Genomic DNA, 22,176 nt, shown 5'->3' on the forward strand with positions numbered 1-22,176 from the left:
GGAAATAGTATTGTCATATCTTCCCTTCTCCCGAGGCTTGTTCGTGTGATATACTACTTTAGTTACTAACATTTATGGAGGATTTCATGAGTAAAGACTCTAAAGCTAGACACCAAAAGGGAAAGTTACTGTCATTTATCCCGAATGGTGAGTACTATTTTTCCAAAGGGATTAAGGCGTACCACCGCAGGGATTTTCATAAAGCGAAGAAATATTTAATGCGGGCTATGCAGCTTGAGCCGGGTGAACCGATGATTGTCTGCCAGCTTGCGATTGTTCAGTCAGAAGTGGGTGAGTATCAGGAGTCCAACCTGCTGCTTCATATGATATTGGAAGAGCTTGATGAGGATATGTCGGAATGCCATTATTTCCTTGCCAACAACTATGCTCATATGGGCCTTTTCAAAGATGCTTACACGCATGCCAATACGTATCTGGAGTTGGATCAGGACGGAGAGTTTACGGACGATACAGAGGATCTGCTGGAGCTTCTTACGCTTGAAGCGGATGATCTGGATGACGAGCTGTACGAGCAGGATGACTTGATTACGAAGCAGGAACATGCACGGGAATTGCTGGAGTCCGGCCATTTTCCAAAAGCGGTTGAGATTCTGAACTCTGTTATTGATGAGTATCCGGAGTATTGGTCCGCATACAATAATTTGGCCCTGGCGTACTTTTACCTGGGAGAAGTGCAAAAGGCGGCAGATATTTTAGAGAAGGTACTGGAAGAAAATCCGGGTAATCTTCATGCGCTTTGCAACAAGCTGGTCTTTGCTTTTTACGAGCGGGATTTCCGGCAGGTGCGCCTGTTGAAAGAGGCTCTGAAAAAAATCAAGCCGCTTTCGGTTGAACACCAGTTCAAGCTTGGTGCCACATTTGCTTTAACCGGCGAGTATGAGGCTTCCTTTGCATGGCTTCGCAAGCTTCAGAAGAAAGGCTTTGAAGGGGACGGACCATTTTATTACTGGCTATCCTATTCCGCCTATTTCACAGGGCGTGAAGAGCTGGCGAAATCAGCTTGGAAGAAGGCAATTGAAATCAATCCGGAAAAAGAAGGCTTCGAGCCATGGAACGATGAAAAAGTAACCGGCAGCGGCTTTGAAGACCATTACTCTTCCATATTGAAAAAGCTGGAAAGCGACTATATTGAAGAGCGCTTATTCGGCCTCTTCCTAACATCGGTATCCAGCAGACGGGATGAAATACTCATCTCTGAAGCAATTGTAGGAAACAATAAGTTCTCAGCTATAGAGAAGGATTATCTTTCTTACGTTAAAACTGAGCAGGAAGCGCCTGCCCAGGTTCAGGCTGCACACGAAACGGCCCGGCTGTTTTATGAAAACTTCCACCCGATCGGCACGGTGGAAGCCGGACTTTATTTAATGTGGTTTACTATTTTTGCAGAATTGACAAATAACCGGCAGAATATTAAAAACAAAAATGCCTGGGCTGCAGCCATTGAGTATGTCTGGCATAAGCTTCGCAACGAAAAGGTTTCCCAGTCAAAGATTGCAGGAAGATACGGCATTTCCGCTTCAACGATGGGCAAATATGTAAAATCGGTGAATGACCGCCTTCAGTGAGCAGATATTTGGACGGAACACGTGCCAATTTTATAGGATAACAGTAAGAAGGTCATACTATAATATGCGTACTTATAAAGTGTTTTATTAATTACTGGATTTCTGATTACTGAAGGAGTGAATCGCTGTGACTGAAGAAAAAATTTATGATGTCATTATTGCTGGTGCAGGACCGGCAGGGATGACTGCTGCTGTATATACATCTCGTGCAAACTTGTCTACTCTAATGATCGAACGCGGTGTTCCGGGCGGACAAATGGCCAATACAGAAGAAGTGGAAAACTATCCTGGTTTTGACCATATTTTAGGTCCGGATTTATCCACCAAAATGTTCGATCATGCTAAGAAGTTTGGCGCTGAATATGCGTATGGAGATATTAAAGAAATCATTGACGGTGAAGAATACAAAACGGTTGTTGCCGGATCAAAGCAATATAAAACACGTTCAGTCATTATTTCTACTGGTGCCGAGTACAAAAAGCTTGGCATTCCTGGAGAGAAAGAGCTTGGCGGACGCGGTGTATCTTATTGCGCGGTCTGTGATGGAGCATTCTTTAAAGGCAAAGAGCTTGTGGTTGTCGGCGGCGGTGACTCTGCTGTTGAGGAAGGCGTATATTTGACTCGTTTCGCCTCTAAAGTAACAATCGTTCATAGACGGGACCAGCTTCGTGCGCAGGCAATTCTGCAGCAGCGCGCGTTTGACAATGAAAAAATTGACTTCATCTGGAACACGACAGTGAAGGAAGTCAATGACAAGGACGGAAAAGTGGGAAGCGTAACACTTGTTTCTGCTGAAACCGGCGAAGAAAGAGAATTCAAGGCGGATGGTGTATTCATCTATATCGGCATGGTTCCTCTTTCCAAGCCATTTGAAAGCCTTGGCATCACAAACAGCAGCGGCTATATCGAAACAAATGAAAGAATGGAAACAAAGGTGGAAGGCATTTTTGCAGCAGGAGATATCCGCGAGAAGTCCCTTCGCCAAATCGTTACAGCTACAGGTGATGGAAGCATCGCTGCCCAAAGCGCCCAGCACTATGTGGAAGAATTAATGGAAAGCCTGAAAGCGAAGAAATAATTTTTAGAAAAAATAGCCACTGGTTGAAAAGTTTTACAAAAAGTCATGGGGTTTTAATTCTCCTGTAACCTTGATGAAATAAAATTCGGGTAGTATAGGAATAGAAATTGACCCCCTTTTAAAGATATAATCCTTTTTAAAGCACAGGCACATGCCTGTGCTCTTTTTTTGCGTAAATACAGTATGATTTGAAGAAGTTTTTTAGAAACCTGTATTCATTGTGGCTCTAAGACAAAAATAGTATAATGAAAAGAATAATAAAAGTACGTTAGCCAGCCTTTGCTTTTATGAAAAGGGCGGCAGCGGCCTGATTTTGAAAATTAGAGGTGAAATGTGTTGCAGCGAGTCACGAACTGTGTGTTACTGAAAGACGATAAAGTATTGCTTTTACAAAAGCCGAGAAGAGGCTGGTGGGTGGCCCCGGGCGGTAAAATGGAGCCGGGTGAATCAGTGAGGGACTCGTGCATCCGTGAGTTCAGGGAGGAAACAGGCATCTATCTGCGCAATCCGAATATTAAAGGCATTTTTACGTTCATCATGAAGGATGGCGAAAAGGTTGTGCAGGAGTGGATGATGTTTACTTTTCTGGCTACAGCTTCTGATGGGCTGAACCTGGATGAATCAGAGGAAGGCAAGCTTCGCTGGCATCCGTTTTCAGAGATAAAGAATCTGCCGATGGCTGCCGGTGATTCGCATATTTTGGAGTATATGATTCATGGCCAGGGAATGATTTATGGAACATTTACGTATACGCCGGATTTTGAATTGCTTAGTTACAGGCTGGATCCAAGCTGAATTTGACAGATACAGGGGGAAATAAAAATGAGTACGGGTGCAGTTAATGATACTCAAATGGTGATTATTACGGGAATGTCAGGGGCGGGGAAAACAGTAGCCATCCAAAGCTTTGAAGATCTTGGCTTCTTCTGTGTAGACAATTTGCCGCCGACGCTGCTTCCTAAATTCCTTGAACTTATGAAGGAATCCGGGAATAAAATGAATAAGGTGGCATTGGTGATGGATTTGCGCGGACGTGAGTTTTTTGACCACCTGTTTAAGGCGCTCGATGAATTGTCCGAGACATCCTGGGTCACTCCGCAGATTTTATATCTTGATGCGGATGATTCCACACTCGTCAGAAGATATAAAGAAACAAGACGGTTCCATCCCCTTGCACCATCAGGATTGCCTCTGGAAGGCATCAAGCTTGAACGTGAGCTGCTCGAGGAATTAAAAGGCAGGGCACGGCTGATTTATAATACTTCACAAATGAAACCGAGGGAATTGCGCGAGAAAATACTTACGGAATTCTCATTGAATAAAAAAACAATATTTACGGTTAACGTCATGTCTTTTGGCTTTAAGCATGGAATTCCAATTGATGCCGACCTGGTATTCGATGTCCGGTTCCTTCCGAATCCCCATTATATTGAACATATGAGGCCGAAGACAGGTTTGGATGCAGAGGTATCGGGCTATGTGCTGAAATGGACGGAAACCAGTAAATTCTTGGAGAAGGTTACGGAGCTGCTGAGCTTTATGCTTCCGCATTATAAGCGGGAAGGGAAGGCTCAATTGGTGGTGGCAATTGGATGTACGGGAGGCCAGCACCGTTCGGTAGCGCTGACGGAATATATTGCAGACTACTTCAGCAAGGATTACAATACGGCAATTACCCACCGTGACATCGACAGGAGAAAGGAAAACATCAAATGAACCGACAGCCAAGAATCGTCATCATCGGCGGAGGAACGGGGCTGCCTGTCCTCTTAAGGGGACTGAAGCAGTACCCTGTTGATATTACTGCCATTGTGACAGTAGCCGATGATGGCGGCAGCTCAGGGAGATTACGGAATGATCTTCATATCCCGCCGCCCGGTGACATCCGCAATGTGCTGGCCGCTCTTTCAGACGTTGAGCCGCTCATTGAGGAAATGTTCCAGCATCGCTTTGCGACTTCTAATGAATTGTCCGGGCACTCGCTTGGCAATTTAATTCTCGCGGCAATGACCTCGATTACCGGAAACTTTGTTCATGCAATTCAGGAAATGAGCAAGGTGTTAAACGTAAGGGGAAAGGTACTGCCTGCTGCCAACCAGAGTGTGGTTCTTCATGCTGAAATGGAAGACGGGACCATCGTATCGGGAGAATCAAAGATTCCTTATTCCGGCAAAAAAATCAAGCGGGTGTTTTTAACTCCTAAAAATATTAAAGCCCTGCCTGAATCACTGCAGGCAATCAGACAGGCTGACATGATCATCATTGGTCCCGGAAGCTTATATACAAGTATTCTTCCAAACTTGCTTGTTCCCAGGCTCGGACGTGAGGTCTGTCAATCGAAAGCGAAAAAAGTTTATATATGCAATTTAATGACACAGGCAGGCGAGACGCTCGACTATACAGCGAGTGACCATGTCAAAGCGCTGTATGCTCATATGAGCTGTGCTTTTATCAATACCATCCTGGTAAACAATGAAGAAATTCCTGCTCATATTCAGGAGCGGTACAGCGAGGAAATGGCAAGGCCTGTTGTGTATGATACGGGTGCACTTGCCGAATTGGGCCTTGATATTATGCCCGGTGAAATTGTCAGCCACAAAGGCGGGATCATTCGCCATGATACAAAAGAAGTTGCCCAAATGCTTTATGATTTAATTTTACATGAAACCAATAGACGTTTTAACGCGTAATATAAAGGTGTAAAAGGGCTTTTGCCAGTAAAAAAATAAACTGTGCATACGTTTGCTCAGTAAAGAATATCTTTTTATATGTCTCTGGCTAAGCACTTTTACGGATAGGGGGTGAAGGGATGTCTTTCGCTTCGGAAACGAAAAAAGAATTGACGAACCTGGAATTAAAAGACTGCTGCGGCAAAGCGGAATTGTCCGCCTTAATCCGGATGAATGGGTCACTTTCTTTTTCCAGCCGGAAATTGATTGTGGATATACAGACGGAGAATGCAGCCATTGCAAGAAGGATTTACACGCTGATTAAAAGGAATTACAGCGTTCAGGTCGAGCTCCTGGTCCGGAAAAAAATGCGGCTGAAAAAGAACAATGTATATATTGTCAGGCTGACGGAACAGGCCAGCATGATTCTTGATGACCTGAAAATTTTAAGTGAGGGATTCGTATTTACACACGATATCTCCAAAGAGCTCATAAAAAAGAAATGCTGTAAGCGTTCTTATCTGCGCGGTGCATTCCTTGCCGGGGGATCGGTAAACAATCCGGAAACCTCATCCTATCATCTGGAGATCGCTTCACTTTACAAGGAGCATAATGACGCTCTTTGTGAACAGATGAATACGTTCGGGCTGAACAGCAAAACGCTTGAACGGAAAAAAGGCTATATCACGTATTTAAAGGAAGCCGAAAAAATAACGGAATTCCTGAATATTGTCGGGGCACATGCATCTCTGCTCCGGTTTGAAGACATCCGGATTGTCCGCGATATGAGAAACTCAGTCAATCGACTCGTGAATTGTGAAACAGCGAACTTAAACAAAACCATCGGGGCGGCCTTGCGCCAAGTGGAGAATATCCGCTTTATTGACCAGACAGTTGGACTGCAGATTTTGCCCGATAAACTGAGGGAAATAGCCGAATTGCGTGTAACATACCAGGATGTCACCTTAAAAGAGCTTGGGGAGATGGTCTCAGGCGGAAATATCAGCAAATCAGGCATTAATCACCGATTAAGAAAAATAGATGAAATCGCTGAAAAACTCAGAGCAGGCAGCACCATAGATGCTCACTAATGGAGGCATCAGCAGGGAGGAGATATACAATGGCAGAGAAACAGGTAGAAGTTAAGCTGAAGACAGGATTGCAGGCCCGTCCGGCAGCATTGTTCGTACAAGAGGCCAATCGGTTCTCATCCGATATATTCCTGGAGAAGGATGGAAAGAAGGTAAATGCAAAAAGCATTATGGGGCTAATGAGCCTGGCTGTAAGCTCAGGATCAGTTATTACCCTGAAGGCTGAGGGAAACGACGAAAACGAAGCTCTCGAAGCGCTGGCAAACTATATTCAGAAGGAAAACTAAAACAACTCGCATCGGGAAGATGCGAGTTGTTTTTTTACAGCTGTCTAGCTCCAGCGCCTACCCCTCGAGGAGTCGGGGATGAGCAAGGCGCTTCCGCTTTTCTTATTACTTATCTTTCTTTTCTTCCAAAGAGTTTCTGGTAATGATCTGGTCAACCAAACCGTATTCAAGAGCTCTTTCAGCTGTCATAAAGTTATCGCGGTCTGTATCTTTTGCAATGACTTCAAGCGGCTGTCCTGTACGCTCTGAAAGGATCGTGTTTAATTTTTCGCGAAGGAAAAGGATGCGCTTTGCAGCGATTTCAATTTCAGTCGCCTGTCCTTGTGCACCGCCAAGTGGCTGGTGAATCATAACTTCAGCGTTTGGAAGAGCAAAACGCTTTCCTTTTTCACCTGCTGCAAGAAGGAATGCACCCATGGATGCAGCCATACCGATACAAATGGTTTGTACCTTTGGCTTGATGAATTGCATCGTATCATAAATAGCCATACCAGCTGTAATGCTTCCGCCAGGGCTATTAATGTAAATGGAAATGTCCTTTTCAGGGTTTTCAGCTTCAAGGAATAACAGCTGGGCAACAATGGAGTTTGCCACATTATCATCAATTCCGCTTCCGAGCATAATGATGCGGTCTTTTAAAAGGCGGGAATAAATATCATAAGCGCGCTCCCCGCGATTTGTTTGTTCAATAACTGTAGGGATTAAGTTCATTTTCCAATTCCTCCTTCAAGATAAGGTCAACATACATGATGAACAAGCATGTTCTTCCAAGTAAAGAAAATTTTTTAACTCCTATGTATTATCATGATACACTGATGGTCAATTAAGGTCAAACGAATCGCATAGAAATAGCAGCTGATTCGTTCGACACTTTTTTCTGTGCTGTGCTATCTCATTCCATGATACCCATTGTTCCGATTTTTAAAACTAAAAGGAGGCTTGCAAAGTGAATAAACATAGCATATAATAAGTTATCGTAGCGGCTGAGCGCTTAGTCAGCCAGTTTCTATACTATTTGCCCTCGTGGTGCAACGGATAGCACGTAAGATTCCGGTTCTTGAGATGTGGGTTCGATTCCTGCCGAGGGCGCTAGCAAAACTCCTTGTCTGATATGGACAGGGAGTTTTTATTTTTACGCTTTCCGCACGTAAATCTAAAAAACTCTCTTAATTTAAGCCTATCGTTAAAAAAACCTAAAAAATCCGCAGGTTTCACCATAAAAAATGAATATTCCCCCCTCAGCCACGCATATTGTGAAGTATTCAGAAAGAAGTGCCGGTGCGATTGGTGATTGCCAGGATATTTCCATACAACATTTTCTGTGAATATTGTAAAATGGGGACAGGGGGAATGTACGATGAATTTGAAAGCTGGGTTATGGCAGCAGCAGACAATGAAATTAACAATGACACAGGAGCTGACGCAGGCGATTGCCCTTCTGCAATACAGCACACAGGAGCTTTCTGCTTTCCTGGAAAGCAAGGCGCTTGAAAATCCCCTTCTAAAAGTAGAGTCCGGACATGTCCAGACGATGGATCCCCGTTATGACCGTGTCAAACCGACAAGGATAAAAGCCGAAAAAGATAAAATAAATTGGATTGAGCAGATTGGCTGCGGAAAGACCGTGCTGCTTGATGAATATTTGAAATCACAGCTTCATTTGAAATTAAACAGGGATGAACAAAAAGTGATTGAGCATCTTATTGACAGCCTTGATGAAAACGGTTACTTCCGGGCGGACCTGAAGGCATTAGCCGATGCTCTTAACATGCCCCTTGAGAAAGTGGAGCAGATGCTTGAAGAGCTGCAGGAACTTGAGCCCGCCGGCGTTGGTGCAAGAAATCTTCAGGAGTGTCTGTCCCTCCAGATTAAGAGATTGCCGCAAGAAAATGAACTGGCTGAAATCATTATAGATGAATACTTTACCCTGTTTGCTGAGAAGAAGTGGAAAGAAATCGCAAAACAACTCGGTGTGGAGCTTAGAGACATACAGACGGTATTCGACCTTGTTCAGACGTTGAATCCAAGGCCGGCTTCATCCTTCCAGAGCGAAAAATCCGCCTACATAACACCGGACGTGATTATTCAGTGGGATGGCAGCTCTTTTTCAGTCAGTGTGTTTGATGAAGTACTTCCCAAAATCAGCTTTAATGAACCTTATTATAAAAAGTTCTCGGCTAGTGGTGATCGAAATGTCAGCCGTTTCCTGCAGGAAAAGCAGCAGGATTATCAATGGATTATAAGAAGTATTGAGCAGAGGAAAGAGACTCTTGCAAATGTGACTCTTAAAATTGTTGAAAAGCAGCAGGACTTTTTCATTAAAGGGCCAGCACATCTGAAGCCGATGACAATGAAGGAAATATCAGATGAACTCGACATTCATGAATCAACAGTGAGCAGGGCAGTCCGGGAAAAGTATGCGCAAACGCCATTTGGGACGTATGAGCTGAGATCGTTCTTCTCCAGCACGATCAAAACGACATCTGATGAGAATACGTCTTCACAGCAGGTCAAGACGATTATTGGTAAAATGATAGAAAAAGAAAATAAACAAAAGCCTTTATCTGATCAGGAGCTTGTGAAGCTGCTGAAGGAAAAAGAGGGGATGGTTGTCAGCAGAAGAACGATTGCGAAATATCGGGATCAGCTGGGCATCCCGTCATCATCCAAACGGAAAAGGTATGACTGACAAAGGAGATTTGCTGATTGAAACAGCCAGAGCTAGTGTTTTATACACGCAGCAGATGCCCGCTGTGTGATAAAGCTAAGAGTGTGTTAGTTGAATTAAAGAGAGAATATGAATTTACGTTAATTGAAAAAGATATTGATGAGAGCGATGTACTGACTGAGAAGTATGGACTTATGATTCCGGTCGTTGAAATTGAAGGGCGTGAAGTGCAGTTCGGGCATATTGACCCTATTACAGTAAGTGAAGCGCTTACAGAAAAAAACTGAGTTTTATCAGTTGATTTCAATACTCACTCTTGCTATTATTGAGAAGAAGCAAGGGTGATTTTTTTTGTAGTAAGTGGGACATAATATGTCTATGCGGGACAAAAAATGACCACATATGATGAAGGAGCTTTCCGGATGTACTCACTAATTGATATTCAAAAAAGATTATTGCCTGATATGCTTGCGGTTATGCAGAAGCGTTATGGGATTCTTCATTACATTGGGCTGATGGAGCCGGTTGGAAGAAGAAGCCTTGCAGTCAGTATGGGGTTGACGGAAAGAGTGCTGAGAAGTGAGGTTGAATTTTTAAAAGACCAGAACCTGATCCGCATTTCAAGTACAGGAATGAGTCTTTCTCCCGATGGCAAAGAATTACTCGGAGCTCTTGAAGGAATAATGAGAGATATTTCGGGTATAGCCGTAATGGAGCAGGAATTATCCCGAAAGCTTGGCATTCGCCAGGCGATCATTGTTTCCGGAAACAGCGATGAATCTCCATGGGTGAAGCAGGAGCTTGGCAGAGCAACAGCATTGTGTATGAAATCAAGCCTCAAAGGAAAAAATATCATCGCAGTTACAGGCGGGTCCACAATGGCAGCCGTAGCGGAGATGCTTACTCCTGATCTTGCCGAACGTGATTGGCTGTTTGTGCCGGCACGTGGCGGAATAGGCGAAGATGTTAAAAACCAGGCTAACACCATTTGTGCCAAAATGGCTGATCATACTGATTCCAGGCACCGTGTCCTGTATGTGCCGGACCAGGTAAGCAGGGAGATGTATGAAAGCATTATTAAAGAACCCAATATTAAGGAAGTAATCACCCAGATCAAATCGGCAAGCATGGTTTTGCACGGGATTGGGGACGCTATTACAATGGCGGAACGCCGCAAAACCAGTGAAGAAGATTTGGTTAAAATCAAGCAAGCCAAAGCAGTCGGTGAATCATTTGGCTATTACTTCAACGAAGGCGGCGAGGTTGTACATAAGGTTCAGACCATCGGCCTTCAGCTGGATGACCTATCACAAATTGAGCATGTCATTGCAGTGGCAGGCGGCTCCACAAAGGCTAAAGCCATCGCTGCATACATGAAACGGGCACCATCCTCTACCATACTAGTGACAGACGAAGGTGCAGCAAAACAGTTGATAAAAGGGTAATCCCTTTTCAAATATAAAATCTACCTTTTCAAGGAGGAAATAATCATGGCAGTTAAAGTTGGTATTAACGGATTTGGAAGAATCGGGCGCGTTGTTTTCCGTGCAGCTCTTAAAAACCCTAACGTAGAGGTTGTAGCAGTAAATGACCTTACAGATGCAAACATGCTTGCACACCTTTTAAAATATGATTCCGTACACGGAACTATAAATGAAGAAGTAACTGTTGACGGCGACTACCTTGTAGTTGGCGGCCATAAAGTAAAAGTTATTGCAGAGCGCGATCCTGCTCAATTAGGATGGGGAGATCTTGGGGTAGAAGTAGTAGTAGAATCTACTGGACGTTTCACAAAGCGTGCTGACGCTGCGAAACACCTTGAAGCTGGTGCTAAGAAAGTAATCATCTCGGCTCCTGCATCTGACGAAGATATCACAGTTGTTATGGGTGTTAACCATGAGAAATATGATGCTGCAAACCATCATGTAATCTCTAACGCTTCTTGTACAACAAACTGCTTGGCTCCGTTTGCAAAAGTATTGAACGACAGCTTTGGAATCAAACGCGGTATGATGACAACTGTTCACTCATACACAAATGACCAGCAGATCCTTGACTTGCCGCACAAGGACTACCGCCGTGCACGTGCAGCAGCGGAAAACATCATTCCTACAACTACTGGAGCTGCAAAAGCAGTATCTCTAGTATTGCCTGAACTAAAAGGCAAATTGAACGGTGGAGCTATGCGTGTTCCAACTCCAAACGTTTCTCTTGTAGACCTTGTTGTGGAGCTTGATAAAGACGTAACTGCTGAAGATGTAAACAATGCTCTTAGAACAGCTGCTGAAGGCGACCTGAAAGGCATCCTTGCTTACAGCGAAGAGCCATTAGTATCTGGCGACTACAACGGAAACCCTGCATCTTCTACAATCGATGCACTTTCTACAATGGTTATGGAAGGCAACATGGTAAAAGTAATCTCTTGGTATGACAACGAATCTGGTTACTCTAACCGTGTAGTTGACCTTGTTGACTACATCGCTCAAAAAGGGCTTTAATTCTCACAAAAATATTCGTTATACGAAGCATTCACAAGCTGACTTTTTTCTCTGAAAAAACACCTCATCTTGTTGGATATTCAAATCGCTAGCGTCTATAATGGATAAGGGTAAAAGGGGAGCAGGGAAACATTCCCTCTCCCCTTTGTTTTAAGTAAAACTATTTAACCGGGATGGTGCTTAGCTCCCGAACCTGGAGGCTTTTAGTCTATGAGCCGTCAGGCAAGGCGCTTCCGCTTTTCTGGTAAGGAGGTCCTTTTGCTATGAACAAAAAAAGCGTTAAAGATGTGGAGTTAAAAGGTAAGCGTGTATTTTGCCGGGTTGATTTCAACGTTCCGATGAAAGAGGGACAGGTAACAGATGAGACTCGCATCAAAGCAGCTCTTCCAACGATCGAATACTTGATGAACCAGGGTGCTAAAGTGATATTAGCCAGCCATTTGGGCCGTCCGAAAGGTTCAGTTGTTGAAGAATTGCGTTTAACACCAGTAGCAAAGCGTTTATCCGAGCTTCTTGGCAAAGAAGTGAAGAAGGCGGATGAAGCATATGGCGATTCTGTAAAAGCTATGGTTGACGCGTTAAGTGAAGGCGATGTTCTTCTTCTTGAAAACGTGCGTTTCTATGCTGGCGAGGAAAAGAATGATCCTGAGCTTGCAAAGGCATTTGCTGAGCTTGCAGATGTGTATGTAAATGATGCATTCGGAGCAGCACACCGTGCCCATGCTTCAACGGAAGGAATTGCGCATCATCTTCCTGCCGTATCAGGACTCCTGATGGAAAAAGAACTTGATGTACTTGGAAAAGCTCTTTCAAATCCTGAACGCCCATTTACAGCTATTATCGGCGGTGCAAAGGTGAAAGATAAGATTGGCGTAATTGAAAACCTTCTTGAAAAGGTAGACAACCTGATCATTGGCGGAGGGCTGGCTTATACTTTTGTAAAAGCAAACGGCCATGAAGTAGGAAAGTCACTATTAGAAGAAGATAAAATTGACCTTGCCAAATCGTTTATGGAAAAAGCGAAAGACAAAGGCGTGAACCTCTACATGCCAGTTGATGTCGTGGTAGCAGACGATTTTTCTGAGGAAGCCAATATTAAAACAGTAGCAATCGAAGAAATTCCTTCTGATTGGGAAGCACTTGATATCGGACCTAAAACACGCGATATTTACAGCGATGTAATCCAGAATTCAAAGCTTGTCATCTGGAACGGACCAATGGGTGTTTTCGAATTGAATAAATTTGCAGGCGGCACAAGAGCAGTGGCTGAGGCTTTAGCAGAAGCAAACGATACATATTCAGTCATTGGCGGCGGCGATTCTGCAGCGGCGGTTGAAAAATTCCACCTAGCAGACCGCATGAGCCATATCTCAACAGGCGGCGGCGCTTCCCTTGAGTTTATGGAAGGAAAAGCCCTGCCTGGCGTTGTTGCTTTAAATGATAAATAATTATTGGTGACAGGCACCACCCGAAATTTGTCGAATGTAGGACACTAATAAAAATGCATGAAAGGACGTGCAACATGCGTAAACCAATTATCGCAGGAAACTGGAAAATGCATAAAACACTTCCGGAAGCGAAAGTCTTTCTTGAAGAAATTAACGGATTAGTTCCTGGGAAGGAGCAGGTAGATACAGTTGTATGTGCTCCTGCCTTATTCCTTGAGCGCCTGGTTGAAAACTCAAAGGATTCAGATGTTGAAGTCGGCGCACAGAATATGCACTTTGAAGAAAACGGCGCTTTTACAGGCGAAATCAGCCCTGTAGCACTTGAAGATCTTGGAGTGAAATACGTAATCCTTGGTCATTCAGAACGCCGTGAGATGTTTAATGAGACAGACGAGGCTGTTAATAAAAAGACCTTGGCTGCATTCAAATACAACTTAACTCCAATCGTTTGTGTCGGTGAATCGCTGGAACAGCGGGAAAGCGGCGAAACAATGGATCTTGTCGGTTCACAGGTTGAGAAGGCACTAAATGGCTTAACTGAAGAGCAGGTAAAGCAAACTGTTATTGCATATGAGCCAATCTGGGCAATCGGAACTGGCAAATCTTCAACATCTGCAGATGCAAATGAAGTATGTGCACATATCCGCTCTGTTGTTGCGAAGCAATTTTCACAGGCTGCGGCAGATGCAGTCCGCATTCAGTACGGCGGCAGCGTAAAGCCTGCAAACATTAAAGAATATATGAGCCAGCCTGATATTGATGGAGCTCTTGTTGGCGGCGCCAGCTTACAGCCTACAGACTTTCTTCAATTATTGGAGGCAGGCAAGAATGAGTAAATCTCCAGTTGCATTAATCATCTTAGATGGTTTCGCATTGCGCGGGGAACGGATGGGAAATGCCGTTGCCCAGGCAAAGAAGCCAAACTTCGAACGCTACTGGAATACCTACCCTAACGCAACGCTGACAGCAAGCGGCGAAGCAGTAGGTCTTCCGGAAGGGCAAATGGGTAACTCGGAAGTAGGACACTTAAACATCGGCGCAGGCCGGATTGTATATCAGAGTTTAACAAGAGTGAACGTGGCCATTCGTGAGGGACAGTTTGAGAAAAACGAAACGTTCCGTTCTGCGATTGACCATGTGAAAAAGAATGGCACGGATCTTCATTTAATGGGACTTCTGTCAGATGGAGGCGTTCACAGCCATATTCAGCACTTATTTGCGCTGCTTCGCATGGCTGCTGAGGAAGGCGTGAAGAATGTCTATGTTCATGGATTCCTGGATGGACGTGATGTTGGCCCGCAAACCGCTGCAGGCTACATTAAAGAAGTACAGGAAAAAATGAATGAATACGGAGTCGGCGAATTTGCGACCATTTCCGGACGCTACTATTCCATGGACCGCGACAAACGCTGGGAGCGTGTTGAAAAGTCTTACCGTTCCATGGTGTATGGTGATGGCCCTGCATACAACAATCCTCTGGATTTAGTTGAAGATAACTATAAAAATGGTATCTTTGATGAATTTGTCATTCCATCTGTCATTACTGCAGAAGATGGCAAACCGGTTGCAACGATTAAGAAGGATGATGCAGTTATTTTCTATAACTTCCGTCCGGACCGGGCAATTCAGATTTCGAATACTTTTACAAATAAAGACTTCCGTTCCTTTGATAGAGGGCCTGGACATCCCGAGAACTTGTTCTTCGTTTGCTTGACCCACTTCAGTGAAACGGTTGACGGCTATGTTGCGTTCAAACCGACAAACCTTGATAATACACTGGGTGAGGTTTTAGCGCAAAACGGAAAAACACAGCTCCGTATTGCTGAAACAGAGAAATACCCTCATGTGACGTTCTTTATGAGCGGCGGAAGGGAAGAGAAATTCCCTGGTGAAGAGAGAATCCTGATTGACTCACCGAAAGTAGCTACCTATGACCTTAAGCCTGAAATGAGTGCTTATGAAGTGACGGACGCGTTGCTGAAGGAAGTGGAAGCTGACAATTTCGATGCGATCATCCTGAATTTCGCCAACCCGGACATGGTGGGACACTCGGGCATGCTTGAGCCAACGATCAAGGCGGTTGAAACAGTTGACGAATGCCTTGGCAAAATTGTTGACCTGATTATTTCAAAAGGCGGAAAAGCGATCATCACAGCTGACCACGGAAATGCCGATGAAGTTGTTACGCTAGAAGGCGGCCCGATGACTGCTCACACAACAAACCCGGTTCCAGTCATCGTCACACAGGACGGTGCAGAACTCCGTACAGACGGAATCTTAGGAGACCTTGCTCCAACAGTTCTGGACCTGCTTGGACTGGAAAAACCGGCTGAAATGACAGGAACATCATTACTGAAAAAGTGACAGGCACCACCCGAATTTTGTCGAAAACAATTTTTTATCATAAAGGAGAGAATTACTATGCCATTTATCGAACAAGTATATGCACGTGAAGTATTGGATTCCCGCGGTAACCCAACAGTTGAAGTAGAAGTTTTAACAGAATCAGGATTCTTTGGACGCGCGATTGTTCCTTCCGGAGCATCAACTGGTGAGCACGAAGCAGTAGAACTTCGTGACGGCGACAAGTCCCGCTACCTTGGAAAAGGCGTTCAAAAAGCGGTAGACAACGTAAATAACCTGATTGCAGATGCTGTAATCGGCTTGGATGTAACAGATCAGGTTGGCATCGACCGCACAATGATCGCGTTAGATGGAACTGAAAACAAAGGAAAGCTTGGCGCAAACGCAATCCTTGGCGTATCCATGGCTTGTGCACATGCAGCTGCTGAGTCTGTAGGACTTCCTTTATACCGTTACCTTGGAGGCTTCAACGCGAAGCAGCTTCCAACACCAATGATGAACATCATCAACGGCGGATCTCATGCTGACAACAACGTGGACTTCCAGGAATTCATGATCATGCCTGTTGGAGCTCCTACCTTCAAGGAAGCCATCCGCATGGGTGCTGAAGTATTCCATTCATTGAAAAAAGTTTTATCTGGCAAAGGTCTTAACACTGCTGTAGGTGACGAAGGCGGATTTGCTCCAAACCTTGGTTCTAACCGTGAAGCTCTTGAAGTTATCATTGAAGCAATCTCTAACGCTGGCTACGAAGCTGGCAAAGACATCTACCTTGCAATGGATGTTGCTTCTTCTGAGTTCTACAACAAAGAAACCGGTAAATACGATCTTGCAGGCGAAGGCCGCACTGGTTTAACTTCAGAAGATATGGTTAACTTCTACGAAGAGCTGGTAAACGAGTTCCCTATCATCTCAATTGAAGATGGTCTTGACGAAAACGACTGGGAAGGCCATAAGCTATTAACTGACCGCATTGGCGGAAAAGTTCAGCTTGTTGGTGACGACTTGTTCGTTACAAACACGAAAAAGCTTGCTCAAGGAATCGAGCAGGGCGTAGGCAACTCAATCCTGATCAAAGTAAACCAAATCGGTACCTTAACAGAAACTTTCGAAGCAATCGAAATGGCGAAGCGTGCCGGCTACACTGCAGTTGTATCCCACCGTTCAGGTGAAACAGAAGATGCTACAATCGCTGACATCGCTGTTGCGACAAACGCTGGCCAGATCAAAACTGGCTCAATGTCCCGTACAGACCGTATCGCGAAATACAACCAGCTTCTTCGCATCGAAGACGAGCTTGGCGACTTAGCTGTATACGATGGCTTAAAATCTTTCTATAACTTGAGCAAGTAATCTTGCTTGTGCAGCCGTCCCGGGTGGGGCGGCTGTTTTTTGGCTTGGCCAAGAGCTTTCTGAACGCACAAAAATAGAATTTATTTTCAGCTCTTGTGCGAACCTCAAAATCTTATTGTGAATACCATTAAAATGTGATAAATTAAGAATAATGTGATTGTACGTTTTCAGGAGGTGGCTTCATGCATACATTATTGATTACCCTTTTAGTCATTGTTTCGATTGCCCTTATTGTAGTTGTACTCCTTCAGTCTGGTAAAAGCGCAGGTCTTTCCGGTGCCATTTCAGGGGGAGCAGAGCAGCTTTTTGGAAAGCAAAAAGCGCGCGGTATTGATCTCGTTCTTCACCGCACTACCGTTGTTCTTTCAGTCTTATTCTTTGTACTTACTGTTTTAGTTTCTTATTTTGCGGTATAAATGAATGCAGCGCCTGGCCTTCAGAAGGTCAGGCTTTTATTTTTCTTCGGCAGTTTTCGCTTAAGAAAGCTTTTTATTGGCATGTTCCCCCGCTGTTTGCTAAAAATAAGGAATGCAGATTCAATCAAACGTTTGATTAATAAAATTATAGGAATCATAAGGTAAAAGGAGTTTTATCAATGAGAGTTGTTGCACCAAAACCGTTTACATTTGGAAATGGAAAAAGAGCAGTCCTGCTTCTGCATGGTTTTACCGGAAATACAGCAGATGTCAGAATGATGGCAAGGTTTCTTGAAACGAAGGGCTATACCTGCCATGCCCCGCAATATAAGGGACATGGGGTTCCGCCGGAAGAGCTTGTTCATACAGGCCCGGAAGACTGGTGGAAAGATGTGATGGAAGGGTACGAATTTCTGAAAAATAAGGGACATAAAGAAATTGCAGTGGCCGGACTTTCACTTGGCGGCGTATTTTCCCTTAAATTGGGTTACACTGTACCTGTAAAGGGTATTGTCCCGATGTGCGCACCAATGTACATAAAAAGCGAAGAAGTCATGTATGAAGGAATTCTGAGCTATGCAAGAGAATATAAAAGACTTGAAGGAAAGACGGAAGACCAAATTGAGCAGGAAATGAAAGAGTTCCAGAAAACACCGATGAATACATTAAAGGCACTCCAGGAGCTGATCGCGGATGTGCGCAATCATGTGGATATGATTTACTCGCCGACATTTGTTGTACAGGCACGACATGACCATATGATCAACACGGATAGTGCCAACATCATTTTCAATGAAGTGGAGAATGACTTAAAGAAACTCAAGTGGTACGAAGAATCCGGGCACGTCATTACTCTGGATAAAGAGCGTGACCAGCTGCATGAAGATGTATATGAGTTTTTAGAAAAGCTTGATTGGGAAGAATAATAACAAAAGAAAAACTCCCTGAGGAGGGATGAAGATATGGAAAATAACATACAACAGCTGATCGACAAGCTGCTTCATTATATGAAGGATGAAGCCTATAAGCCATTGACGGTCCAGGAGCTGGAAGCCGCATTTGGAATTGAGGATTCCACAGGCTTCAAAGACTTCGTCAAGGCGCTTGTTGTCATGGAGGAAAAAGGGCTAGTCGTCAGAACGAGAAGCAATCGTTATGGCCTGCCTGAAAAAATGAATCTGATCCGCGGGAAGCTTTCCGGCCACGCAAAGGGGTTTGCCTTTGTTATTCCGGAAGAGCAGGGGATGGATGATATATTTATCCCGCCCAATGAAACGAATAATGCCTTAAATGGGGATATTGTTCTCGCACGTGTGACGTCTGAGAGTTCAGGCCAGAGGCGGGAAGGCACCATTGTCCGTATCTTAGAGCGCGGTGTGACACAAATTGTCGGAACGTATACGGAAAGCAAGCACTTTGGATTTGTTATCCCCGATGATAAAAAGTTTGCCAGCGATATTTTTATCCCCAAATCAGCATCAAAAGGTGCGGTTGAAGGGCATAAGGTCGTTGTAAAACTGACCACTTATCCAGAAGGCAGAAAGAGTGCAGAAGGAGAAGTCATCGACATACTTGGGCATAAAAACGACCCGGGTGTGGATATTCTGTCTGTTATTCACAAGCATGGCCTTCCGCTTGAGTTCCCGGATGAGGTGCTTAAGCAGGCTGAGGAAACGCCGGATACGATTGATCCAAGTGAGCTTGAAAACCGTCGTGACTTGAGAAATGAAGTTATTGTCACAATAGACGGTGCAGATGCAAAGGATCTTGATGATGCAGTAATGGTTAAAAAACTGGATAACGGCAACTACAAGCTTGGCGTTCATATTGCCGATGTCACGTACTATGTCCGTGAGGATTCCCCGATTGACAGGGAAGCGGAAGAGCGGGCAACCTCTGTGTATTTAGTGGACCGGGTTATCCCGATGATCCCGCATCGCTTATCAAATGGCATTTGCTCATTGAATCCGAAAGTGGACCGGCTTACTCTTTCTTGTGAGATGGAAATCACATCGGATGGAGAAGTAGTGAATCACGAAATTTTCCAGAGTGTGATTAAAACAACGGAACGAATGACTTATTCAGATGTGAATAAGATCTTAGAAGAGCAGGACGAAGAACTTATCAACAGATACCAACCGCTTGTGCCGATGTTCGAAATGATGAAGGAGCTTTCTCTGATCCTGCGTAAAAAGAGAATGCACCGCGGAGCCATCGACTTTGATTTTAAAGAAGCGAAGGTCATTGTGGATGAAGAGGGCAACCCGACAGAAGTCGCATTGCGTGAACGCTCGATTGCAGAGCGCCTGATTGAAGAGTTTATGCTCGCAGCCAATGAAACCGTTGCTGAGCACTTCCATTGGATGGAAGTACCGTTCATTTACCGTATCCATGAAGATCCAAAAGAAGATAAGCTTAGAAGATTTTTTGAGTTTATTACAAACTTCGGCTATATCGTAAAAGGAACAGCTAATTCCGTTCACCCGCGTGCCCTTCAGGGAATCATTGAAGAGGTTCAGGGAAAACCGGAAGAAATGGTGGTCAGCACAGTGATGCTGCGCTCTATGCAGCAGGCGAAGTACTTTGAAGAGAGCCTTGGGCACTTCGGGTTATCAACAGAGTTTTACACACACTTCACATCACCGATCCGCCGTTACCCGGACTTAATTGTCCACAGACTTATCCGCACTTACTTAATTGAAGGCAAGCTGGATCAGGCGACAAGGGAAAAGTGGAACGTACAGCTGCCAGACATTGCCGAACACTCTTCCAATATGGAGCGCCGTGCAGTTGAAGCGGAACGTGAAACAGATGAACTGAAGAAAGCGGAATATATGGCTGATAAAATCGGCGAGGAATATGATGGGATCATCAGCTCTGTTACAAACTTTGGCATGTTTGTCGAGCTTCCAAACACGATTGAAGGACTTATCCATGTCAGCTATATGACAGACGATTATTACCGCTATGATGAGCGCCAGATGGCGATGATCGGGGAGCGTACGGGTAATGTCTACCGCATTGGCGACGAGATTACAGTCCGTGTCGTTAATGTAAACAAAGACGAACGCTCAATTGATTTTGAAATCGTCGGCATGAAGGGAACCCGCAGACGGGAAAATCGGGATGCGCCAAAGGTGTTCAAGACTGGCAGCACCGAGAAAAAGCCGCGCAGAGGGAAGTCTGATGAGGGCAAAGGAAACAGTCCAGGCGGTCCAAGAAAGAAAAAAGAGAAAAAGCATTACGAAAATGCGCCAAAAGCAAAGCGGAAGAAAAAGAAGCGGTAAATGCGGGAGGGCTTTAAAGGCTCTCTCTTTCCTTCCCGGCAGGGCTCCGCGTTGAGAGGGGCATGCAATTTTGCTATAATAAAGAAACCGATAGAGAACGGATGCTGCATTTCCTGATAACAGGAAAGGGGAGCAAAGGGGGATTCAACATGCCAAAAGGAACTGGCAAAATGGTTGCGCAAAATAAAAAGGCCTATCATGACTATGCTATAGAAGAAACATATGAAGCGGGAATTGTTCTGCAGGGAACAGAAATTAAATCGATCCGGGCGGGCAAGGTGAACCTGAAGGACTCATATGCTAGAATTCAAAACAATGAGCTCTTTCTTTTCGGCATGCATGTCAGTCCTTATGAGCAGGGAAACCGCTACAATCACGATCCGCTAAGGACCAGAAAGCTTCTCCTGCACAGAAAAGAAATCAGCAAGCTGATCGGTGAGTCGAAGGAAGTCGGCTACTCGATCGTTCCATTAAAAATGTACCTCAAGAATGGTTATGCAAAAGTTTTAATTGGCCTGGCAAGGGGTAAAAAGAAATATGATAAGCGTGAGGATCTCAAGAAGAAAGAAGCCAAGCGTGAAGTTGAGCGTGCTTTCCGTGAAAGGCAGAAAATGTAAATCCAGAACCTTACAATTGAAAAATTTGCTCAGTGTGCTATAATAGTAATTGTCACAGCGAGTGACACAAACTTTAGCTCATCTATTTCGAGCTTATCCGAACGTCAGCGTGCTGAATAAGATTCGGCGCAGACCTATTATAATGGGGACGCTACGGATTCGACAGGGATAGTTCGAGCTTAGGTTGCGAGTCGAGGGGATCGGCCTCGTTAAAACGTCAAAGCCAATAACTGGCAAAACTCAAAACAACTTCGCTTTAGCTGCCTAATAGGCCTTTAGCGGTTCGCCCCTCCATCGCCCATGTGGTAGGGTAGCGGACTCACTTTTAGTGGGCTACGCCGGATTCCACCGCCTGAGGATGAAGGAAGAGAACAACCAGGCTAGCTGGTCGGACGCCCGTCGATAGGCATAAGGATCAGCGAATCGCGAATATATCGACTACACTCGTAGAAGCTTAAGTGCCGATATTTCTGGACGTGGGTTCGATTAATTATTAGTCGCCTTGTGTGGCAACACACAAGTGAAAATTCGGCTTTATCGGTGAAACCTAAGTCGCCATTGGCGATAGGGCAATGCCGAGCGGTATGTGGAGCAATCCAACAGCCGTGTATCGACTTATAGGCTGCCACAGAAGTGGTGGTACTAGGATGCGGAATCCTGCCTGAGCATCAGGTAAATTTATATTTCGCATAATACGCCGAAGGACCTGTTAAGACAGGTTCAAGATATAGTCAGTGCCATGACGAAAGCATGGAAGTGCACGTCCCACCGTCTCCACCAAATACATATTTGGTGGTTTTTTATTTGTCATTTT

20 protein-coding genes, 1 tRNA gene and 1 other RNA gene are annotated in these 22,176 nt (G+C 44.6%); 21 read left to right on the plus strand and 1 reads right to left on the minus strand.

Annotated features, from left to right (window positions below; translation table 11 throughout):
- Nucleotides 1-86: 86 nt before the first annotated feature.
- From CHI10_RS06515 to CHI10_RS06545, 7 genes are all read left to right on the plus strand, one after another.
- A complete protein-coding gene (locus CHI10_RS06515; protein ID WP_095243498.1) occupies nt 87-1,586 on the plus strand; it encodes a tetratricopeptide repeat protein in 1,500 nt (499 codons plus the stop codon).
- Nucleotides 1,587-1,713: 127 nt separating this feature from the next.
- Nucleotides 1,714-2,664, plus strand: coding sequence for a thioredoxin-disulfide reductase (gene trxB, locus CHI10_RS06520; RefSeq protein WP_095243499.1), 951 nt, complete (start codon nt 1,714-1,716; stop codon nt 2,662-2,664).
- A gap of 336 nt (nt 2,665-3,000) precedes the next feature.
- The gene (locus CHI10_RS06525) at nt 3,001-3,459 is read left to right on the plus strand and encodes an 8-oxo-dGTP diphosphatase (RefSeq protein ID WP_035329286.1); all 459 of its coding nucleotides are present in this window, start codon (nt 3,001-3,003) and stop codon (nt 3,457-3,459) included.
- A 27-nt stretch (nt 3,460-3,486) separates the two neighbouring features.
- Nucleotides 3,487-4,380 (plus strand): RNase adapter RapZ, encoded by an 894-nt coding sequence (gene rapZ / locus CHI10_RS06530; RefSeq protein ID WP_095243500.1) that lies wholly within the window; start codon nt 3,487-3,489, stop codon nt 4,378-4,380.
- Complete coding sequence (locus tag CHI10_RS06535; protein WP_095243501.1) at nt 4,377-5,354, plus strand: gluconeogenesis factor YvcK family protein; 978 nt, start codon at nt 4,377-4,379, stop codon at nt 5,352-5,354. Before rapZ ends, CHI10_RS06535 begins: the two co-directional genes overlap by 4 nt.
- Before the next feature lie 119 nt (nt 5,355-5,473).
- The gene (whiA, locus tag CHI10_RS06540; RefSeq protein ID WP_095243502.1) at nt 5,474-6,424 is read left to right on the plus strand and encodes a DNA-binding protein WhiA; all 951 of its coding nucleotides are present in this window, start codon (nt 5,474-5,476) and stop codon (nt 6,422-6,424) included.
- A gap of 29 nt (nt 6,425-6,453) precedes the next feature.
- Nucleotides 6,454-6,711 carry an HPr family phosphocarrier protein gene (locus CHI10_RS06545; protein WP_009331822.1) on the plus strand — a complete coding sequence of 86 codons (258 nt, stop codon included), beginning with the start codon at nt 6,454-6,456 and terminating at the stop codon, nt 6,709-6,711.
- A gap of 105 nt (nt 6,712-6,816) precedes the next feature.
- On the opposite strand, the gene clpP is transcribed toward CHI10_RS06545, so the two are convergent.
- Nucleotides 6,817-7,422: an ATP-dependent Clp endopeptidase proteolytic subunit ClpP gene (gene clpP, locus CHI10_RS06550; protein WP_095243503.1), complete on the minus strand. Its 606-nt coding sequence runs from the start codon at nt 7,420-7,422 to the stop codon at nt 6,817-6,819.
- A 306-nt stretch (nt 7,423-7,728) separates the two neighbouring features.
- On the opposite strand from clpP, the gene CHI10_RS06555 reads away from it, so the two are divergent.
- The 14 genes from CHI10_RS06555 (at nt 7,729) to ssrA (ending at nt 21,851) form a co-directional block, all read left to right on the plus strand.
- Nucleotides 7,729-7,800 (plus strand) — tRNA-Arg (locus CHI10_RS06555).
- 268 nt (nt 7,801-8,068) lie between these two features.
- Nucleotides 8,069-9,400: an RNA polymerase factor sigma-54 gene (rpoN, locus tag CHI10_RS06560; protein WP_095243504.1), complete on the plus strand. Its 1,332-nt coding sequence runs from the start codon at nt 8,069-8,071 to the stop codon at nt 9,398-9,400.
- A 17-nt stretch (nt 9,401-9,417) separates the two neighbouring features.
- Nucleotides 9,418-9,666, plus strand: coding sequence for a glutaredoxin family protein (locus tag CHI10_RS06565; RefSeq protein ID WP_095243505.1), 249 nt, complete (start codon nt 9,418-9,420; stop codon nt 9,664-9,666).
- Between the two features lie 135 nt (nt 9,667-9,801).
- Nucleotides 9,802-10,824, plus strand: a complete 1,023-nt coding sequence (locus tag CHI10_RS06570; RefSeq protein WP_095243515.1) for a sugar-binding transcriptional regulator — start codon at nt 9,802-9,804, stop codon at nt 10,822-10,824.
- A 45-nt stretch (nt 10,825-10,869) separates the two neighbouring features.
- Complete coding sequence (gene gap / locus CHI10_RS06575) at nt 10,870-11,877, plus strand: type I glyceraldehyde-3-phosphate dehydrogenase (RefSeq protein ID WP_095243506.1); 1,008 nt, start codon at nt 10,870-10,872, stop codon at nt 11,875-11,877.
- A gap of 263 nt (nt 11,878-12,140) precedes the next feature.
- Entirely contained in the window at nt 12,141-13,325 is a 1,185-nt protein-coding gene (locus CHI10_RS06580) for a phosphoglycerate kinase (protein WP_095243507.1), read from the plus strand.
- 74 nt (nt 13,326-13,399) lie between these two features.
- A complete protein-coding gene (gene tpiA / locus CHI10_RS06585) occupies nt 13,400-14,161 on the plus strand; it encodes a triose-phosphate isomerase (RefSeq protein WP_095243508.1) in 762 nt (253 codons plus the stop codon).
- Nucleotides 14,154-15,689, plus strand: coding sequence for a 2,3-bisphosphoglycerate-independent phosphoglycerate mutase (gene gpmI, locus CHI10_RS06590; protein WP_095243509.1), 1,536 nt, complete (start codon nt 14,154-14,156; stop codon nt 15,687-15,689). The genes tpiA and gpmI overlap by 8 nt, the downstream gene beginning before the upstream one ends.
- Before the next feature lie 57 nt (nt 15,690-15,746).
- Nucleotides 15,747-17,042 (plus strand): phosphopyruvate hydratase, encoded by a 1,296-nt coding sequence (eno, locus tag CHI10_RS06595; RefSeq protein ID WP_061791814.1) that lies wholly within the window; start codon nt 15,747-15,749, stop codon nt 17,040-17,042.
- 182 nt (nt 17,043-17,224) lie between these two features.
- Nucleotides 17,225-17,458 (plus strand): preprotein translocase subunit SecG, encoded by a 234-nt coding sequence (gene secG / locus CHI10_RS06600; RefSeq protein WP_095243510.1) that lies wholly within the window; start codon nt 17,225-17,227, stop codon nt 17,456-17,458.
- Between the two features lie 179 nt (nt 17,459-17,637).
- Nucleotides 17,638-18,384, plus strand: coding sequence for an alpha/beta hydrolase (locus CHI10_RS06605; protein WP_095243511.1), 747 nt, complete (start codon nt 17,638-17,640; stop codon nt 18,382-18,384).
- A gap of 36 nt (nt 18,385-18,420) precedes the next feature.
- Nucleotides 18,421-20,745 carry a ribonuclease R gene (rnr, locus tag CHI10_RS06610; RefSeq protein WP_095243512.1) on the plus strand — a complete coding sequence of 775 codons (2,325 nt, stop codon included), beginning with the start codon at nt 18,421-18,423 and terminating at the stop codon, nt 20,743-20,745.
- Nucleotides 20,746-20,894: 149 nt separating this feature from the next.
- Entirely contained in the window at nt 20,895-21,362 is a 468-nt protein-coding gene (smpB, locus tag CHI10_RS06615; RefSeq protein WP_095243513.1) for an SsrA-binding protein SmpB, read from the plus strand.
- Nucleotides 21,363-21,514: 152 nt separating this feature from the next.
- Nucleotides 21,515-21,851, plus strand: a transfer-messenger RNA (tmRNA) gene (ssrA, locus tag CHI10_RS06620).
- Nucleotides 21,852-22,176 lie beyond the last annotated feature (325 nt).

It is taken from the genome of Bacillus sp. 7894-2 (assembly GCF_002272225.1).
Lineage (GTDB): Bacteria > Bacillota > Bacilli > Bacillales > Cytobacillaceae > Cytobacillus.

Bases quoted from the DNA above. Each gene is read 5' to 3' on its own strand.
- CHI10_RS06515 (WP_095243498.1), top strand. From the start codon at position 87: ATGAGTAAAGACTCTAAAGCTAGACACCAAAAGGGAAAGTTACTGTCA.
- rapZ (WP_095243500.1), top strand. From the start codon at position 3,487: ATGAGTACGGGTGCAGTTAATGATACTCAAATGGTGATTATTACGGGA.
- CHI10_RS06535 (WP_095243501.1), top strand. From the start codon at position 4,377: ATGAACCGACAGCCAAGAATCGTCATCATCGGCGGAGGAACGGGGCTG.
- whiA (WP_095243502.1), top strand. From the start codon at position 5,474: ATGTCTTTCGCTTCGGAAACGAAAAAAGAATTGACGAACCTGGAATTA.
- CHI10_RS06545 (WP_009331822.1), top strand. From the start codon at position 6,454: ATGGCAGAGAAACAGGTAGAAGTTAAGCTGAAGACAGGATTGCAGGCC.
- clpP (WP_095243503.1), bottom strand. From the start codon at position 7,422: ATGAACTTAATCCCTACAGTTATTGAACAAACAAATCGCGGGGAGCGC.
- rpoN (WP_095243504.1), top strand. From the start codon at position 8,069: ATGAATTTGAAAGCTGGGTTATGGCAGCAGCAGACAATGAAATTAACA.
- CHI10_RS06570 (WP_095243515.1), top strand. From the start codon at position 9,802: ATGTACTCACTAATTGATATTCAAAAAAGATTATTGCCTGATATGCTT.
- gap (WP_095243506.1), top strand. From the start codon at position 10,870: ATGGCAGTTAAAGTTGGTATTAACGGATTTGGAAGAATCGGGCGCGTT.
- CHI10_RS06580 (WP_095243507.1), top strand. From the start codon at position 12,141: ATGAACAAAAAAAGCGTTAAAGATGTGGAGTTAAAAGGTAAGCGTGTA.
- tpiA (WP_095243508.1), top strand. From the start codon at position 13,400: ATGCGTAAACCAATTATCGCAGGAAACTGGAAAATGCATAAAACACTT.
- gpmI (WP_095243509.1), top strand. From the start codon at position 14,154: ATGAGTAAATCTCCAGTTGCATTAATCATCTTAGATGGTTTCGCATTG.
- eno (WP_061791814.1), top strand. From the start codon at position 15,747: ATGCCATTTATCGAACAAGTATATGCACGTGAAGTATTGGATTCCCGC.
- secG (WP_095243510.1), top strand. From the start codon at position 17,225: ATGCATACATTATTGATTACCCTTTTAGTCATTGTTTCGATTGCCCTT.
- CHI10_RS06605 (WP_095243511.1), top strand. From the start codon at position 17,638: ATGAGAGTTGTTGCACCAAAACCGTTTACATTTGGAAATGGAAAAAGA.
- rnr (WP_095243512.1), top strand. From the start codon at position 18,421: ATGGAAAATAACATACAACAGCTGATCGACAAGCTGCTTCATTATATG.
- smpB (WP_095243513.1), top strand. From the start codon at position 20,895: ATGCCAAAAGGAACTGGCAAAATGGTTGCGCAAAATAAAAAGGCCTAT.